This window comes from Hydrogenovibrio kuenenii DSM 12350 (assembly GCF_000526715.1).
In the GTDB taxonomy this organism is placed as follows: domain Bacteria; phylum Pseudomonadota; class Gammaproteobacteria; order Thiomicrospirales; family Thiomicrospiraceae; genus Hydrogenovibrio; species Hydrogenovibrio kuenenii.
In genome coordinates this window covers 508,579-525,095 of record NZ_JAGP01000001.1, presented here as the reverse complement: position 1 = coordinate 525,095, position 16,517 = coordinate 508,579, and the positions used below count along the sequence as shown (strand labels likewise).

Here is a 16,517-nt window from a genome sequence, read left to right as displayed (position 1 = left end):
TGATTAACATAATGAATGATATTTACAAAGCTATTGTAGAGTATGGCGATACAAATACAACAACTCGATCATCTTGTGCTGACTGTTTCCAATCTGGAGGCCAGCTTGGCATTTTATCGTGATATTCTCGGGTTTGAAGCGGTTGAATTTGCCAAAGGTCGTTTTGCCCTTCACTTCGGCAATCAAAAAATCAATTTACACCAAACTTCCGATAACATCTTACCTCGGGCAAAACTCCCTACGCCCGGCTCAGCAGACCTATGTTTTCTTAGTCAAACACCCATGCAGCAAATCATTGATACGCTTGCCGCAAACCAAGTTAAAATCATCGAAGGGCCAATAGAACGGACTGGTGCACAAGGTAAAATATTATCGGTTTATATCCATGACCCAGATGACAATTTGATCGAAATCGCCCAATCTTTTACAAAAACCAACAATTTTTCTTAGTAATTTTCTCATTCACACAAAACACAAACCTTTTAAAGATAATAAGAAAACACTTATATTTCAATTAGATAATACCCAAAACTACCTACTAGAACACTTAGGTATAAATTTTTCTATACCTGTATAAATAAAATCTTTTGAATACCATTCATTTTCCATAGTCACTACAATCCAAACACGCATAATAAGAAATGCCGATCAAAACAACGTATTAATACGTATTAATATAAGGAAAATATTATGGACTTGATCAGTTTGTATCCAACTTGGTACGAACCAACTGTAGGATCGGGATGGGTGGTCGCCTTTATCGCAACCTTCCATGTTCTCGCTTCTCATACTTCGGTTGGTGCTGCACTCCTCTTCGCCTATCTCTCGCATAAAGCTTACCGTGAAGACCGTGAAGACTTACTGGACTTCGTTAAGAAGTATGGTTTGTTTTTATTGGTATTCACCTATGTGGCAGGTTCTATCACTGGGCCGGGTATTTGGTACTCAACTACAGTTGCCAGCCCGAACGGTATCGGAGCTTTGATTCACTCCTTTGTTTGGAAGTGGGCAACCGAATGGGTGTTCTTCGTCATCGAGGTGGTTGGTGTCTATATGATCGTCTATTTGGTCGGCAAGGTCGATAAACGCACCCACATGAAAATCTCGGTCATTTTCGGGGTCGCGTCCTTGGCAACGATGCTGATTATCGTCGGTATCCTGTCATTCATGATGTTGCCAGGTAAAGAAGCTTGGTTCCAAGATGGCGGTTATCTGAACGGCTTCTATGGCACAAACACCTTTATCCAAATGGCGATGCGTATGGCATTCATGTTCACCATGACAGCCGTCGTGGGGGGTATCGTTGTTGCAGGCATCAAAGATCCGGCATTCAAAAAAGAAATGGCGCGCAAACTGGGTTGGTTAGGGATTATTTCAACCATCATCGGTGCGGCACTCTTCCAGTTATATTTAAAAGCCGTTCCCGACCAAGCGCTTTTGGTCATGGAAAACCGTTTACCAAGCTACTTCCAACCAAGCATTATCGCGGTGTTGGCAGGGACTTTGGCTTACTTTATCTTGACCATGATTCGTCCACAAGTACTGGTACAGGCTTTTGCTGGCGGCATGGCGGTGGTGATTCTGGTGGCCGGTTTGTGGCCTGAAGAAACCGCTCGTGAATCGATGCGTAAACCTTGGGTTGCGGGTCAATATGTTTACTCGAACCAAGTGATTGGTCGTGACGTTCCTGGTATGGGTATCAAGTCTCAAATTCCATTATTGGAAAAAGAAGGAATTTTGAAAGCACATCCATTTACACCTGACAATCTACGTACGGTCAACGACGGAAACAAAATCCAGGCAGGTAAGTTTATTGCCATGGTGTATTGCTCTAACTGTCACTCACCTAGCAAAACAGGGATTCGCCCTTTGCATCGCTATATTCCCGACAATATCACCGAAGCGCGTATGGAAAAATACGTCAAGGGTGTTTTGACAACAGGCAATATCGCTTACATGCCAAAAATGCCAATGCTGGATTCAGAAGTCAAAGCGTTGTCTGCCTTCTTGGTTATGAACAAAAAAGGTGGTGAAAAAGCGGTTGATGCAGCAATTCAACAAGAAATCAAAGACCGCAATCATGCCTATGCCGAAAAACAGGCTGAAAGCAAAGTTGCAATGACACAGGAGGTTAAATAATGGATGCTTCTCAAGTCACTCAAATTACCGATTTGATGTATGCGTTGCGTAACCCTGCCGGGCTGCCAACCTACCCAATCATTTTTGTCGGGTTAAGCGTACTGACATTTGCGTTGCACATTTTGTTCGTGCAACTGATGCTGGGTACCTCAGTCATTACTTTAGTCGGTGCTTTTAGCCAAAACGCTTACTGGCGTCGCCTAGGCTCTGCCATGCTAGAAGTCGCCAAGGTCTCGGTATCGGTCGCCATCGTGGTCGGGGTTGCGCCACTGCTATTTGTGCAGGTGGTTTACGATCCACATTGGTACACCTCTAACGTGCTGTCGGCAGACTGGGTTATCGGCTTTATCGTATTGCTGATCTTGGGCTACTGGGCAATGTATTACTACTACTTCGTCAACGGCGCCAACAAAGACAAAACAGCTACCCCTAAAGCACGCTGGTCTATGTTGACAAGCTTGGCACTGATGTTAGTGGTTGGCTTCATCATGCACAGTTTGACCTCGCAAATCCTTCACCCTGAGTTGTGGAAGTCTTGGTACTTGCAGAAAAACGGCATGTTGGACTACAGCGGTGACAAGCTACACGAGTGGAACCTATGGCGTTATGCCTTCTTTATCAGTTTGTCGATTCCGGTTGCCGGTGGCATGTTGGTGACTTACCGTCGCTTCAAGTCAGTTCGTGAAGACGCAGATATGGCTTACCTCAACTGGGCTGCTGAAGTTGGTAAAAAATGGATCAAAGTCGGTTCTGTGATTTCCACCCTACTTTATGTTGGTTGGATGATGACTTTGCCAGAAACAGCAAGGAACTTTGCAACCTCTTTCTGGGGCATTGCCGGTGGCGTAGCGGTTATCTTCTACGCGATTTGGGCACAAATCCGCCTAAATGGTGAAGCAAGATTTTGTAGTTACATGGCACTGCCAATGGCTTTGGTTATCGGCTTAGTGGTTGCCATTTCCCGTGAGATGCTGCGCTACGACATCCTAAACGGCTTCTTCCACTACGACTTCTGGGATTACAAAATCGTCTTCGATTGGTATTCCACTGGTCTATTCTTCCTGACTTTTGCAATCGTGGGTGGTGTGGTTTTGTCTTACTTCCTAACCATTGCATGGAAAGCAGGTCAAACCGTTGGAGTTTACACACCTAGCGCATTCGTCAACAGACTGGGAACCCTATCTATCTGGATCGTGGTTCTATGGGTACTACAGTTCTTTGTTGTTGGCTTCTATATTTGGGCAAGATAGGAAAAGGAACGGATTATGAAAAAATTATTATTAATAAGTGCCATTACCGGTCTGACCTGCATGCTGCAAGCACCTGCTAGCTTCGCCATTTCAGGCGGAATCACGGCAGAAGAAAACGACAAGCTGCGTTCGGAGTATCCAATGCCTTCCGGTGACATGTTGGGCGACAACTGCTCGGCTTGTCACGGCACCAAAGGTGCAGAGTTTAACGAAGCTATGCCACCACTGGCAGGCATGGACAAAGCCAAATTCATCAAACTGATGAAGGATTATCGTGCAAACAAATTTCCATCCATCGTAATGCACGATGTGGCGCATGTTTTCTCGGATCAAGAAATCGAAGCCATGGCAGATTTCTTTGCCAAACAGAAGCCAGAAGAATGGACGCGTCCTGACTGGAACGCTTCGATCAAAGCGAATACCAAGGAGAACAGCCATGAATAAGATTACACGACGCGATCTGATCAAACTCTTCGGCGCGGGTGCTTTGAGCACCGGCTTAATGGGCGCATCCAGCTTGGCTTTCGCAAAACAGAGTGCTCATATCGTTATCGTTGGTGGCGGTGTCGGTGGTGCAGCTTCTGCTAAGTACATGCGTTTATTAAACCCTGATGTACGCATCACCATTGTCGAGCCGGAGCCAAAATACATTTTCTGCCCTGGCAGTAATGAAGTGGTTGCAGGTTTTGATACGCTTGAAACGCTAACGGTTGACTACAACACCCTGAAGTCACGTTATGCAGTGAATGTGATTCAAGACCGTGCAACGGAAATCGACTATGCGAATAAAAAACTGAAACTGGCAAAAGGTGACGTTTTGTCTTATGACAAACTGATCGTTTCACCTGGCCCGGATTTCAAGTACGGTGCGGTTGAAGGCTATAGCAAGCAGCTGGCGGAAGGTGACTTCCCTGCCGCTTGGCATGCAGGCCCACAGACCTTGACGCTAAGAGATCAAATCAATGCCTTGCCACAAGGTGGAACCGTGTTGATATCTTCACCGGTTGACCCTTACCGTTGTCCGCCGGCGCCTTATGAGCGCGCATCCTTCGTCGCCAATAAGTTGAAAGAAACCAACCCAACAGCCAAGGTGATTATTCTGGATTCCAAAGACGACTTCATCTTCCATGACGTCTATCTGGATTACTGGAAAAAAGAACACGGCTTGGGCACAGCTGATGCACGTATCGAATGGGTTCCAAAAAAGGCGGGCGGTCACGTCACCAAGCTGGACACTAAAAACCGCACACTTACAACTGCGGATGGTCAGGTGCATAAAGGGGATGTCATCAACATCATTCCACCGGAAATGGCCGGCTCTTTCGTGCGCATGAATGGTTTAGCTAAAGGTGATTGGGCACCGTTCAACTCACAAGACTTCTCGACCAAACGTGATAAAGACGTTTATATCATCGGGGATTCGGCTGCTGCAGACCCTATGCCGAAAACAGGGTATATCGCCAGTAACCAAGCCAAGGTTGTCACCAAAGCGATTCAAGCCGAATTGACCGGCAAGGAAATTGGCACGCCTTTCATCACTAACAACTGTGTCGCCATGGCGGCTGACGACTGGGGGATGACCGTTGCGGAAACTTTCCGTTACGCGGGTAATCATCATGCCTATGAAGAAAGCTACGTCATGTCCGATCCAACGGAAAATCCGTACTACCGTCATATTCGCGCAGAAGTTGCGAAAAACTGGCAGCGTACTTTCCGTAAAGACATCTTTAGTTGATAGGGATACAAGGAGAAAAAGAATGAAAAAATTATTACTAGTAAGCCTTGTTTCCATTAGCTCAACCGCTTTAGCAAGTGGGCATAGCATGCCGACTGCTGAAGCCTGGAGTAATATTTCTTGGGACAAAACGGCTAAAGACATGCCTAAGGGCGATTATGCCCGCGGTGAAAAGCTGCACAGTTATGGCTTGTGTATTACCTGTCATGGTGAGCAAGGCATTGCACCTGCACGCAACGCACCCAATTTAGCGGGTAATACCGTGGACTACACCTACAAAGCGCTACTGGATTATCAGTCTGGCTTGCGTAATGAAGGTAATGGTAAGTCTAGCGTGATGCATGCTGCTACAACGCCGATGTCCAAGCAAGACATGGCGGATTTGGCGGTTTACTATGCTGCGCAAAAACTACCTGCCCCAAGTGGTACCTATGTACCGCCAGCCAATATCAAAAAGCTAGTGACCAAGGGAGATGTGTCTCGCATGATTACACCATGTGCTTCTTGTCATGGCGTACATGCCGAGGGGCGAGGTATTACTCCCGCACTGGCCGGACAGGTACACTCTTATTTCATCCGCACCATGCAGGCCTACAAGCATAATAAGCGCAGTAATGATATCAATGCCGGTATGGCGCAGTTCACACATGATCTGACCGATGCGGAAATCCAAGGCTTGGCAGAGTACTATGCAAACCTGATGCCTAAGCATCCTGCAGGAAAGGAGTAGATTATGAACGGTCTAAAAGCAATTTTATGGGGGCTTATCCTAACATTTGGTTCTATCGCCCTTATCTATCTACTCAGCTTAGTTACTGTAGTGTCAACCTAATAGGCACAGAGGTAACACTTTCATCTGGCGCTGGTTCAAACCGACAGCGCCAGACATCCACAGAACATTCCTTACTCCAAGGAGAGGTAAAACGTGAAAATTGCTGTTAGCAGCGCCAATCAGAAACAAGTTTCTGGTCCAGCCACCTTATGTCCAAATTTTTGGGTTTACGATACGGATGACTCAAAAATCCTATCTAAAGAACTGGTTCATCTAGGCAATAATGACATCCTGGATAAACTAAAAGGAAACTTGTCTCAGAAGAGCGAACATGCACTTGCTGATGTGAGTTGTATCATCAGCCGAAATCTTGGGGATGGCTTAAATACTAAATTGCTTGATAGTGGCATTAAAACTATGTCGACTAATATTCTAGATCCTGACAGCGCGGTGTTGTCCTATTTAAAATATGTACACCCAGTTAAATAAGCGACTCTTAAGAACTCAACCCATGGATGGGTTTTACATTGTCAAGCCGCTTGAAAGGCAATCAATGCCGCCCCATTCTCTTTCAGCCAAGCTTTATGCATCTCATAATCGGGACAATGTTTAGCTACAAGCCCCCAAAAATCGGAAGAATGATTGGCATGAACCAAGTGACAGAGTTCATGTACAACAACATAGTCGATAACAGCTTTAGGTGCCATCACCAGTTTCCAGTTAAATTGAACGCGTCCATCCGAGTAACAACTACCCCAACGTGAACGGTAATTTTTAATCTGAACTGCCTGTGTTTGCACGCCAATGCGTTTTTCCCATTCAGCTACTTGCGCCAATAAATACGGATTGAGTTGTTGATGATAAAAATCGACTAAATGACGATAAACATGATGACGCTCGTTTTTCAGCGTTCGCGATTGCTTGCAAAATACCGTGATACAGGTGTCATCGTAAACCAGGTTCATTTTCTTAACTTGTGTATGGTGATCCTCTTTAAACATCACCTTCTCACCAAACAGCAAGAGTTCATGACCGGACTTCATCACGAGTTGCTTAGGCATCTGTGACTGCTGTTCTTGGATTTGTTGTAACAACCACCCCTGCTCACTTTCTACAAAAGCGGTAATCGCGGCATCTGCAAGCTGCTTAGGCACCATCAATGCTATGCGATTAGGCTCAACTTTCAACCCAATCGAGCCACGTCGGGCGGTTTTAATAATCTCTAATTCGTGGGAACCAACGGTAAATTGCATCATTCCAAATATCTTTATTTACGTCTTTGTTTGTTCATGTTTCTAGCGGAGAACATAATAGCTTAGAATACACCTTATGGACACCATAAATAATGCTCAAGACACAGCGCCACTCACCTTCACTCAGCAGTTTACAGTCAGTGCAGACATAACACTGATTGATGCCCTAGCCGAGCAAACACCGCTTTCAAAACAGCAACTTAAAGGCGCGCTGACGAAAGGATGCGTGTGGGTAAAAACCGACAAACCCAATGCCAAAACGGTACGCTTACGACGTGCAAAAAAAATCTTAGCACAAGGCAGTGAAGTGTCTATTTACTACAATGAAGCGGTGTTAAATACCGAAATCCCCAAACCGACATTGATTGAAGATTGCACCGACTTTAGCGTATGGTACAAACCGAAGGTCATGCTGTCTCAGGGCTCAAAATGGGGCGACCACACCACGCTTGCAAGATGGATAGAAAGCCATTATGAATTCGATGGCAAAAGCCGCCAAGCAATAGTGGTTCATCGCTTAGATCGCGCAACCGATGGCTTAATGCTGATTGCCCATAATCACCAAGCGGCCAAAACGCTGACGGAAGCGTTTATGAATAAGCAAATGACAAAAATCTACCAGGCTGGAGTAAGCGGATATTTCCCGGACAATGAGCAAACATTTGATGCACCTCTGGATGACAAACCAGCCATTAGCCATGTCAAACGGTTGGACTACGATGAGAAAGCCAATATCTCTTTAGTGGAAGTTCGCATAGAAACGGGGCGAAAACATCAAATTCGCCGTCATTTATCGGAAGCAGATTTTCCTTTGGTTGGCGACCGTCTTTACGGTCAAGCAATCGCCGAAGACACATCCCTGCCCGATTTAATGTTGACGGCCGTTTACCTACAATTGAAGACGGATAAACTTTACGAGTTTCGTTTACCAGACAATCTCAACCAAACGTTAAAAGACTTTAGCACTGCCCGATAAGGTGTTTATCGTCATCGCGATTAAACTCTGCCTGAAAATTACAGTGATTAATGCCAAAACGCTCCGCCAAATTCGCTTCTAATTGTTGAATCACTTTCGTTGATTCACTCAGGGTTACATCCTCTTTAAAATCTAGGTGCGCCTCTAGGTGTATGCGGTGATCATCCAACTGCCATAAATGCAGATGATGCATATTGTCGATAGCATCTATGCGATCTACTTCAGCAACCAACTTATCCAAGTCAATATCATTTGGCGCAAAGAGTAACAACACCCCTGAAGTATGTTTTAACAGTTTCCAAGCAGAAATCATCAGATAAAGCGCTATCACAATCGTCATGGCAGCATCCACCCAATAAATATTGAACCAAAGCACCAACACCCCACTTATCAACACCCCAACCGAGGTCAAGGTATCCGTCAGCAGATGCAAATACGCAGCACGAATATTTGAATTATGCTCGGAGTCCTTCGCAATCAACATGACACTCACCCAGTTCAAGATGACAGACAGTAGCGCAAGCCCGATGACCCAACCACCGGCAATCGGTTCAGGATGAAGTAAACGCTGGATAGCCTCAATGAACAGCAACAGACCAATACCAATTAATACCGATGCATTAAACAACGCAGCAAACATCTCTGCGCGCTTATAACCAAAGGTTTTATCTTGTGTCGATGGACGCTTAACCAAACGATTCGCCACATAAGCAATTACCAGCGCCACCACATCACTAAAATTATGCAATGCATCAGACAAAAGCGCCAAACTACCGGAAATCAAACCGCCAGCTATCTGTGATACGGTAATGACGATATTCAACAATACGGTCAATAGCAGCTTTGAACCGGTTAAGTCGCCATGATGGTGATGATGCCCGTGGTCATGACTATGATGATGGTGATTGGCGTGATCATCTTGATGAATCGATTTTTCTGAAGAAGGTGTTCCCATAAAAACTGCCTGTTTTGTGCTAAAAGTGAATACTGGTATTATCTGTATTTTAACGAGCAAACACAAAGTCCACCCACAATTAAAATAATGGAGCCGATTCTGAAACGCAAAACATTCACACTTCCCATCAAAGGCAGTTACTACTATTCTGCCGAATTGGCTGATGACATTGGATTATTGCAACTCGGCTCTCCCCTGCAACTTATTGCCGAACCAGATAATGCACAAGATAAAAATGCCATACAACTTTGGCTAGTGCACTTCCCCAGCTTGCTTTTAGGCTATGTGCCTCGGAGGAAAGCTCGTTTTATTGGTTTTTTATTAAAGCACCAGCTGATACAACAACCAATCACACTGCACAAAATAAACTACCAAGATGACCGTTTGAAACTACAGTTTCAATTGCATTACAGCTTATCTTGGCAATTGCGTTTGATTTATTGGCTAGGGTTTTTGCGCCCTTAGTTTTGCCGCTGAGGTTGTCTTCCTATTGGTATTCTCCAATCAAAGAATAGGCATGCTAAAATGATGAAAATCGAATCAATATGAATACAATCACTATGCAACCAACCTCAACTCATAACGACCTGGAACACCTTGCCCAACAGCTTGACCAGTCCGACGATTATCAAGTCTTACGACGCTTCAAACCTGTTTCCTATTACCATCCTGACAAAGGGGAAACCTTACATAAGGTTTGCATCATCGATACCGAAACCACCGGATTGGATACCGAACGCTGTGAAATCATCGAACTGGGTTATCAGATTCTCAGCTTCGATTCTCACGGACAGATGTATGAAGTGTTGTGCGCCAAAAACTTCCTCAATGAACCTAAGGGCGAAATCACCCCCGAAGTCACCCAAGTTACAGGACTAACGATTGATGATGTGAAAGGCCATCAAATTCCTTGGGATGAAGTGGTTGAAGACATGCAGGAAGTGCAGCTTATCGTCGCGCACAATGCCGGTTTTGATCGCCCTGTGGTGGAACGCTATAACGATGTGTTTGTCGACAAGGTTTGGGGCTGCTCAGCATCGCAAATCGACTGGTTTAATTTGGCCAAAGTCGGTTCGCGTAGTCAGGAATTTTTATGTTGGAAGGTTGGACAATTTTTCTACCATGCGCACCGCGCATTAGACGACGTACAAGCTTTAACCCACCTGCTCACGTTCACTATTTCCGAGCAACAACTGCCTGCATTTCACTTTTTACTCTCCGTTGTGCGTCAGCAGAAAGTAATGATCAAAGCGACCGGTGCACCGTTTGAGGTGAAAGATGACCTTAAATCTCGTGGCTATCGTTGGAACGCCGCAGAACGCGTTTGGCAGAAGGTATTTGATGTCAGCCTGCAAGAAAGTGAATTAGCCTGGTTGATTGAAAACAATACGCAAAACCCAACCCTCATTAAGCTTAAAGCAACAGATACTTTTTCCGTTCGAGCAAAGTAATCAGGAGGCCGCTATGCATAACTATCAAACCATTCTCGTCGCTGTCGATTTCTCACCAGACAGTGAAAAAGCCATTGCCCGCGGCAAACAGCTGGCAGAGATTTACCAAGCCGAACTCATGCTGTTGCACTTAGTCGAAGAGCCGACTTATCCTGTATTTGAAGACATCAGTCTAAGTGGTACTTCAGGAATTTGGATGCCGGAAATAGCTGAGTCCATGACCAAAGCTGCCAAAGCAAGACTTCACTCCATGGCGGAAGAATATGATATTCCCTCAGAACAATGCGAAGTCCTTTCAGGTTTTTCAAAAGTCGATATTGCCGAACGGGCAGATGAACTCAGTGTCGATTTAATTATTATGGGAAGACATGGTCATTCCTTCCTGGAAAAACTGATTGGTTCAACGACCACAAGTGTATTGCATCACGCTGATTGTGATGTGCTGACGGTTTCCAAATAACCATCGTTCACCCAGCATACCCCAGCCTGGTAGATTTTCTCGCCTTACCCACTTCGGGCGGCGAGTGCTACGTTTCTCGCCTTACCCACTTCGGGCGGCGAGTGCTACGTTTCTCGCCTTACCCACTTCGGGCGGCGAGTGCTACGTTTCTCGCCTTACCCCTTCAGGCAGCGAGTGCTACGTTTGTCTAAAAACTGCCAGGCTGGGGTAACCATTATTCGGTTTCATTAGTTTTTACTTCATCCGCGGTTTGTGAAAACACTTTAGCCTCCCCTCGCCCTCTTATATCTGAAGCAGCTTGCCATTTACCTTGTCGTTTAAAGACCAGTTGAACATCACCCAGATAATTATTTTTCCGTAGGTTATACCCCATCAAGCGTAATGCATCTTTGGTGGCTTTCGGCAAACTGGGGTTGTAGTTAATTTGATCTTTAGGAAAAAGCTGATGATGTACACGTGTTGCATTCACTGCATCTTGCGCATCCATTCCCTTATCGAACACATTGACGATGGTCTGGAATACCGAAGTAATGATTGAAGAACCGCCCGGTGTTCCGACCGCCATCACAACTTGGTCGCCTTTCAGTAAAATCGTTGGCGTCATGGATGACAACATACGTTTCTCTGGCGCAATGGCATTGGCATGTCCGCCCACCACACCAAACACATTTGCGACACCTGGCTTGGAACTGAAATCATCCATTTCATCATTCATCAAAAATCCTGCGCCTTCTATCACCACACCATTACCAAACGGCATATTCAAGGTATAGGTATTGGATACGGCATTACCGTTGAAATCGACTATAGAGAAATGTGTGGTTTCCGGTGATTCTATTTTACCGGGATGAATCGCTTTGGTGTCAGATGGCCCATCCCACTCAACGGATTGTGCACGTCGGGAAATATAGTCGTCTGATACTAATTGTGACACAGGAACTTTAACAAAATCCGGATCGCCGAGATATTTGGCTCTATCGGCATAAACACGCTTTTCCATCTCCGCATAATAGTGTGCTTCATATGCTTGTGCGGGAATCCCTTCTTTCACAGCCAAAAGCTGTTGACGATGATATTCAGGATCAAGCAACGCCTTCATTTTGAGCAATTGCACCAACGCCACCCCCCCAGAACTTGGAGGCGGTGCAGAAACAACCGTATAGTCTTTCCAGTTTTCTAAAATCGGCTTGCGCCATTTGGCTTCATAAGCAGCCAAGTCTTTCATGGTAATCAAGCCATCATGTGCCTGCATTTGTTTCACCAATGCCAAAGCCGTTTGTCCATGATAAAAATCATCGGCGCCCTCTTCGGCAATGCGCGACAAGGTTTTTGCCAGCTCTGGTTGCTTAAATAACACATTCGTTTTTAAGCCTGAAAAGTAATGGTTAAAGTTCAAATCATTTGATTTATTGGCAATCCATTTTTGATACCACTTACGCGTATTTTCCAAGTCGGCCGAGACAATAAAACCCTTTTTTGCGTAGTTAATAGCTGGCTGCAATAAAGTCGACCAGTCCATCGAACCAAATCGCTGATGAGCCGTCCAAAGACCCATGACAGTTCCAGGAACACCGGATGCCTGATAGCCAATTAACGACTTATAAGGGACAACCTGTTTTTTGCCATCTAGATACATGTCCATCGTTGCTGCTTTAGGCGCTTTTTCTCGGTAGTCTAAAAAATACGCATGCTGTTGTGCATCAACTGATACATTGGTTTTAGGTTGAAAGTTACTCGTTTCATTCGCATAAAGCGTCATGAAACCGCCTCCACCTAAATTACCTGCTTCAGGATAAGTGACCGCCAGAACAAACGCTGCGGCAACAGCCGCATCAACCGCATTTCCACCGTCTTGCAATACTTTTTCTGCGACCGCTGCGCTGTATTCATCCGGCATGGCAATGGCTGCCGTATTCTTCTGTGCTGAAGCAAGCGTACAAACAGACAGCAAACTGATAAACACAGCAAACTGGAATCGCTGTCTGCTACCTTTAATCCATCTATATGCTTTGGTTTTAAATAATAATTTCACGTGGAAGCACCTTAAATAAAAGAATTACGTACCAAATAATCCTGAAAAAATTGTTTGGCAATACGACCACTTCGACTGCCGCGAGAAGTTGCAAATCGAACCGCTTCTAAATGCAATTGTTCGAGTTCGCTTGATGATAGTGTCATTTGATGCTCTTTGAATAAAGCTTCAACCATTTCAAGATATAGAACTTGATCCGGTGCATAAAAAGATAAACTCAATCCAAAACGATCCGCCAAAGAAAGTTTTTCCTGCAAACGGTCACCAAGATGAATTTCGCCATTTGAGCGGGTTTCACTTTCGAGGTTGTCTTGATAATGTTCGGCAACCAAATGACGACGATTGGAGGTTGCCACCATTAAAATATTATCCGCAGGTGGCTCGATTGAACCTTCCATTAAAATTTTTAAATGTCGGTAACTGTTATCGTCCGCTGCAAACGAAAGATCGTCGCAATAAACCACAAAACGCCAGGGTTGCTTACGTAACTTATCGCTAATCTCAGGTAAATCAGAAATATCTTCTTTTTCCAATTCAATGACTCTCAACCCATCAGCATGAAACTCATTCAATGCGGCTTTCATTAAGGACGACTTACCTGTACCACGAGCACCCCAAAGCAAGACATGATTCGCAGGTTGCCCTGCCATAAAGCTTTGTAGGTTTTGGCAAAACAAATTCTTTTGACGCTCAATTCCAAGCAAGTTTGAAAGTCGAATTGGATCTAGTGCTTCTACCGGCTTGAACTTTTCTTTTTTAGCTCGCCAAATAGCGGCAAAGTGCTTATCCCAACGAATTTTTTTAGACATATCATTCCTATAAACAGACAGAATTCCACTACGGCTTAAAAACTAGATTATACGACTGATCCGATGAAACACAAAAATCTGCCAGGCTGGGTAAGACAAAGATGATGATTTTTACAGAAGAGATGAGCGCTAGGGCTCTGAGTGTTGGTCAAATCATCAGGTCAGAGCAAGGCAAGTCGATAATAACTAACAACGCCTTGCTCACAAAATGCATTATTCCGTTCTATCTGTCACTTCTATCAAGTGATAACCGAATTGTGTTTTAACAGGCCCTTCTAAAGACCCAACATCTGCACTGAAACAAACCTTATCAAACTCTGGAACCATCATACCCGGACCAAACTGCCCCAAGTCACCACCACTGCGGCTAGACGGACACTGAGAGTTCTCTTTTGCAACTTCTGCAAAATCCGCTCCATCTAAAATTTGTTGTTTTAATTCCAGTGCTTTTTCTTCACTATCGACCAAAATGTGACGTGCTGTTGCCATTGCCATATTATTTTTCCTTTATTGTATAAATGTTTATCTGACAAACCGCGCATTATAAAACATCTAAACGCTCAGGTCTCTAGTCTGTTCTTTTAGTGGAATGATTGTTTAAAACCAACAAAAAATTGATGGTCAAAATTACTCGATAAGACCGCAGCTTGCAGATGCCCTATCGACACTGCCGCTGAAACCCCTGACTTAACCCTTTGTGAACGTAAGTTGTCGGTTACATAACGCAAACTACCATCACCAACCGATTGCGGATGTTGATACCCAATGAGTGCATTATCCGTTTGCCAAAAACCTAACAAACCAAAACGAAGATCCGAATTTAAGTCACCTCTATAGCCCGCATAATAACGCTGACTATCGATATTGTAGTTTTGAATCAATGCCTGACCAGGTTGATTTTGCTGCGACCAATCCAACCCTGCGAGCCAACCACCAAAATGATATTCTGTTTGTACACCCGCTAGTGATTCAGCCTGAGCACCGACAAATGCACTGGTGTTGTTAACACCCAACCAATAAGGCATCACACTCACGTTTTTAAATCCAAGATGCGCTTTCATACCCTGTACCGTCGGTTCAACAGGTTTAGAAGTTGCCTGAAAAGAACTTGCACTTGGGTTTGGTGTGGTAGCGCTCATACCAAAGTGCATCGAACCGGTGTGACTTGACAAAGACACCTGTCCCAAAACAGAATTATTTAAGTGCTGTTGATAATCTGATGCCATACCTAAAAACCACAAACCAGCATCCTGACGATCCTTGGAAACCACGCCATTATTCATCGAAAAACCCAGTTTTAAGTGTGAACCAAGTTGTTGTTGGTAATTTTGAGGGGCAGAGACATAAGCTTGAACGGTTTTATCCAATCCTGACTGATAGGTTTGCACTGGCGTTTGGTATTTCAGGGTGAAGTCTCGACCATAACTATCGAGAAAAGCCGTACTCGCTGAAATACTTTTAAAACCTGCCGGTAAAGCTACTACTGATGAACTTAAGGATACGCTTGAAACACTGCTTGAAGTGCTTGATACCGGTACTGATGTTTTACCTACCGGAGAAAAAGCCGCATTCAAATCAACAATACCTTGTCCAAACTTTGTAACGTCATATCCACTAAAGCTTCGGTTAGCGGTATCTAAAATAATCTGCTCAAGCTGAACGCCAGTTAAAGACTGCCAACGCGATTTCATAACGGCCAAAGCACCCGATACATTCGCTGCCGCGCCAGATGTTCCCACTGTATAAAGCGTTGAATACCCATTCGTCACCTCACTTTTCGCAGGTGCAACTACAAAACGAGACTGAACATCGGTATCCGTCCCCGCATAGTTGGAAAAGCTGGCGAGATTCTTATTGTCGTAAGTTGCCCCCACAATCAGAATATTATTTTTGGCGTTAGACTTAACCCAGTCTTGATAACCTGCTGCATTATTAAGAACCGATGATACGCTTTTTGAATCATTCCCTGCAGAGTGCACAATGGCTACTTGGCTTGTCACAACTTTATTTTTTATATTATTGAGTTCACTTTCAATATTACTGGTTACTGAACCCGTATAAGAAAGTAAGGCAGAAAAAAGCTGGCCTGAAGAGTTCTGTGCAATGTAATCAAATGATAAGTTAATTACATCAGCTTGGTTATTGACCGCCCACTCAATACCTTTTACCGATGAGACTCTGTTTGAATAGCCTTGTGTATCAGCAATCACACCGTTTAATAAATTGGCGTTTGGTGCAGCGCCATAAATAGCGGAACCAATCACCTGAGACATGTCATCTCCATGATTGGCATTATAAATTGACGTATCGCTGTTTTTGACGATTTGATCCTTGGTAAAATCCGCATCGTATCGCACATTTGCTGACAAGGGGATATTACGATCGTGAATATCCCAAACAGGCATTCCCGTGTCTAATACGGCTACAGTCGCCCCTTTTCCCAAATACCCCGCATCACGCCAAGACTTTAATCCCATTTGAGTCGCATTCGACGTGAGCGTACTAGCAATGGCAACCGTTGAAGTTGCTTGATAATTTGATGACGTGGCGTTAGCTTCTGGATGGACTTGCGTTGAACTGCAGGCATCGAGTAAGCTGAACAGTAGCATCCATACTGTCAATTTCAACACACGTGTATTCATTAAATCGCTTTACTCATTACACTAATCCAATTCGATATATAAT

17 protein-coding genes are annotated in these 16,517 nt (G+C 44.5%); 11 read left to right on the top strand and 6 right to left on the bottom strand.

The features are described 5' to 3' along the window. The first annotated feature begins 42 nt into the window (after nucleotides 1-42). The 7 genes from N745_RS0102450 (at nucleotide 43) to N745_RS0102420 (ending at nucleotide 6,385) form a co-directional block, all read left to right on the top strand. Nucleotides 43-450 carry a VOC family protein gene (locus N745_RS0102450; protein ID WP_245595652.1) on the top strand — a complete coding sequence of 136 codons (408 nt, stop codon included), beginning with the start codon at nucleotides 43-45 and terminating at the stop codon, nucleotides 448-450. A gap of 240 nt (nucleotides 451-690) precedes the next feature. Continuing rightward, a complete protein-coding gene (locus N745_RS0102445; RefSeq protein WP_024850551.1) occupies nucleotides 691-2,139 on the top strand; it encodes a cytochrome c in 1,449 nt (482 codons plus the stop codon). Next, complete coding sequence (locus N745_RS0102440; RefSeq protein WP_024850550.1) at nucleotides 2,139-3,389, top strand: hypothetical protein; 1,251 nt, start codon at nucleotides 2,139-2,141, stop codon at nucleotides 3,387-3,389. Before N745_RS0102445 ends, N745_RS0102440 begins: the two co-directional genes overlap by 1 nt. A gap of 60 nt (nucleotides 3,390-3,449) precedes the next feature. Continuing rightward, nucleotides 3,450-3,833: a c-type cytochrome gene (locus N745_RS12630; RefSeq protein ID WP_157833735.1), complete on the top strand. Its 384-nt coding sequence runs from the start codon at nucleotides 3,450-3,452 to the stop codon at nucleotides 3,831-3,833. Further along, entirely contained in the window at nucleotides 3,826-5,124 is a 1,299-nt protein-coding gene (locus N745_RS0102430) for an FAD-dependent oxidoreductase (protein WP_024850548.1), read from the top strand. The genes N745_RS12630 and N745_RS0102430 overlap by 8 nt, the downstream gene beginning before the upstream one ends. A gap of 22 nt (nucleotides 5,125-5,146) precedes the next feature. Further along, a complete protein-coding gene (locus N745_RS0102425) occupies nucleotides 5,147-5,854 on the top strand; it encodes a c-type cytochrome (RefSeq protein WP_024850547.1) in 708 nt (235 codons plus the stop codon). Between the two features lie 195 nt (nucleotides 5,855-6,049). Next, nucleotides 6,050-6,385 carry a NifB/NifX family molybdenum-iron cluster-binding protein gene (locus tag N745_RS0102420; protein ID WP_024850546.1) on the top strand — a complete coding sequence of 112 codons (336 nt, stop codon included), beginning with the start codon at nucleotides 6,050-6,052 and terminating at the stop codon, nucleotides 6,383-6,385. Between the two features lie 41 nt (nucleotides 6,386-6,426). On the opposite strand, the gene N745_RS12190 is transcribed toward N745_RS0102420, so the two are convergent. Beyond that, on the bottom strand, nucleotides 6,427-7,152 hold the full coding sequence (locus N745_RS12190; RefSeq protein ID WP_024850545.1) for a M48 family metallopeptidase: 726 nt from the start codon (nucleotides 7,150-7,152) through the stop codon (nucleotides 6,427-6,429). Nucleotides 7,153-7,225: 73 nt separating this feature from the next. Here N745_RS12190 and N745_RS0102410 point away from each other — a divergent pair, with 73 nt between their 5' ends. Then, nucleotides 7,226-8,125, top strand: coding sequence for an RluA family pseudouridine synthase (locus N745_RS0102410; RefSeq protein ID WP_024850544.1), 900 nt, complete (start codon nucleotides 7,226-7,228; stop codon nucleotides 8,123-8,125). Here the strand turns inward: N745_RS0102410 and N745_RS0102405 are convergent. Then, nucleotides 8,109-9,080: a cation diffusion facilitator family transporter gene (locus N745_RS0102405; RefSeq protein ID WP_024850543.1), complete on the bottom strand. Its 972-nt coding sequence runs from the start codon at nucleotides 9,078-9,080 to the stop codon at nucleotides 8,109-8,111. The two genes, N745_RS0102410 and N745_RS0102405, sit on opposite strands and share 17 nt — an antisense overlap. Before the next feature lie 87 nt (nucleotides 9,081-9,167). On the opposite strand from N745_RS0102405, the gene N745_RS0102400 reads away from it, so the two are divergent. The 3 genes from N745_RS0102400 to N745_RS0102390 all read left to right on the top strand — a co-directional run bounded on the left by N745_RS0102400 (nucleotide 9,168) and on the right by N745_RS0102390 (nucleotide 10,991). Next, nucleotides 9,168-9,545, top strand: coding sequence for an HIRAN domain-containing protein (locus N745_RS0102400; protein ID WP_024850542.1), 378 nt, complete (start codon nucleotides 9,168-9,170; stop codon nucleotides 9,543-9,545). An 80-nt stretch (nucleotides 9,546-9,625) separates the two neighbouring features. Next, nucleotides 9,626-10,531, top strand: a complete 906-nt coding sequence (locus tag N745_RS0102395) for a 3'-5' exonuclease (protein WP_245595651.1) — start codon at nucleotides 9,626-9,628, stop codon at nucleotides 10,529-10,531. A 13-nt stretch (nucleotides 10,532-10,544) separates the two neighbouring features. Next, the gene (locus N745_RS0102390) at nucleotides 10,545-10,991 is read left to right on the top strand and encodes a universal stress protein (protein ID WP_024850540.1); all 447 of its coding nucleotides are present in this window, start codon (nucleotides 10,545-10,547) and stop codon (nucleotides 10,989-10,991) included. Nucleotides 10,992-11,205: 214 nt separating this feature from the next. Here N745_RS0102390 and ggt read toward each other — a convergent pair whose 3' ends face one another. From ggt to N745_RS0102370, 4 genes are all read right to left on the bottom strand, one after another. Further along, complete coding sequence (gene ggt / locus N745_RS0102385) at nucleotides 11,206-13,023, bottom strand: gamma-glutamyltransferase (RefSeq protein WP_024850539.1); 1,818 nt, start codon at nucleotides 13,021-13,023, stop codon at nucleotides 11,206-11,208. An 11-nt stretch (nucleotides 13,024-13,034) separates the two neighbouring features. Beyond that, entirely contained in the window at nucleotides 13,035-13,832 is a 798-nt protein-coding gene (locus N745_RS0102380) for an ATP-binding protein (protein WP_038070581.1), read from the bottom strand. A gap of 213 nt (nucleotides 13,833-14,045) precedes the next feature. Further along, entirely contained in the window at nucleotides 14,046-14,327 is a 282-nt protein-coding gene (locus N745_RS0102375; RefSeq protein ID WP_024850537.1) for a peptidylprolyl isomerase, read from the bottom strand. Nucleotides 14,328-14,413: 86 nt separating this feature from the next. Further along, on the bottom strand, nucleotides 14,414-16,474 hold the full coding sequence (locus N745_RS0102370; RefSeq protein ID WP_024850536.1) for a S8 family peptidase: 2,061 nt from the start codon (nucleotides 16,472-16,474) through the stop codon (nucleotides 14,414-14,416). Between the last annotated feature and the right edge of the window lie 43 nt (nucleotides 16,475-16,517).

What these genes read in the sequence shown, in the direction of transcription:
- N745_RS0102395 (WP_245595651.1), top strand. Translation starts at nt 9,626, where the DNA reads ATGAATACAATCACTATGCAACCAACCTCAACTCATAACGACCTGGAA.
- N745_RS0102405 (WP_024850543.1), bottom strand. Translation starts at nt 9,080, where the DNA reads ATGGGAACACCTTCTTCAGAAAAATCGATTCATCAAGATGATCACGCC.
- N745_RS12190 (WP_024850545.1), bottom strand. Translation starts at nt 7,152, where the DNA reads ATGATGCAATTTACCGTTGGTTCCCACGAATTAGAGATTATTAAAACC.
- N745_RS0102380 (WP_038070581.1), bottom strand. Translation starts at nt 13,832, where the DNA reads ATGTCTAAAAAAATTCGTTGGGATAAGCACTTTGCCGCTATTTGGCGA.
- N745_RS0102450 (WP_245595652.1), top strand. Translation starts at nt 43, where the DNA reads ATGGCGATACAAATACAACAACTCGATCATCTTGTGCTGACTGTTTCC.
- N745_RS0102390 (WP_024850540.1), top strand. Translation starts at nt 10,545, where the DNA reads ATGCATAACTATCAAACCATTCTCGTCGCTGTCGATTTCTCACCAGAC.
- N745_RS0102410 (WP_024850544.1), top strand. Translation starts at nt 7,226, where the DNA reads ATGGACACCATAAATAATGCTCAAGACACAGCGCCACTCACCTTCACT.
- N745_RS0102370 (WP_024850536.1), bottom strand. Translation starts at nt 16,474, where the DNA reads ATGAATACACGTGTGTTGAAATTGACAGTATGGATGCTACTGTTCAGC.
- N745_RS12630 (WP_157833735.1), top strand. Translation starts at nt 3,450, where the DNA reads ATGCTGCAAGCACCTGCTAGCTTCGCCATTTCAGGCGGAATCACGGCA.
- N745_RS0102425 (WP_024850547.1), top strand. Translation starts at nt 5,147, where the DNA reads ATGAAAAAATTATTACTAGTAAGCCTTGTTTCCATTAGCTCAACCGCT.
- N745_RS0102440 (WP_024850550.1), top strand. Translation starts at nt 2,139, where the DNA reads ATGGATGCTTCTCAAGTCACTCAAATTACCGATTTGATGTATGCGTTG.
- N745_RS0102375 (WP_024850537.1), bottom strand. Translation starts at nt 14,327, where the DNA reads ATGGCAATGGCAACAGCACGTCACATTTTGGTCGATAGTGAAGAAAAA.
- N745_RS0102430 (WP_024850548.1), top strand. Translation starts at nt 3,826, where the DNA reads ATGAATAAGATTACACGACGCGATCTGATCAAACTCTTCGGCGCGGGT.
- N745_RS0102400 (WP_024850542.1), top strand. Translation starts at nt 9,168, where the DNA reads ATGGAGCCGATTCTGAAACGCAAAACATTCACACTTCCCATCAAAGGC.
- N745_RS0102445 (WP_024850551.1), top strand. Translation starts at nt 691, where the DNA reads ATGGACTTGATCAGTTTGTATCCAACTTGGTACGAACCAACTGTAGGA.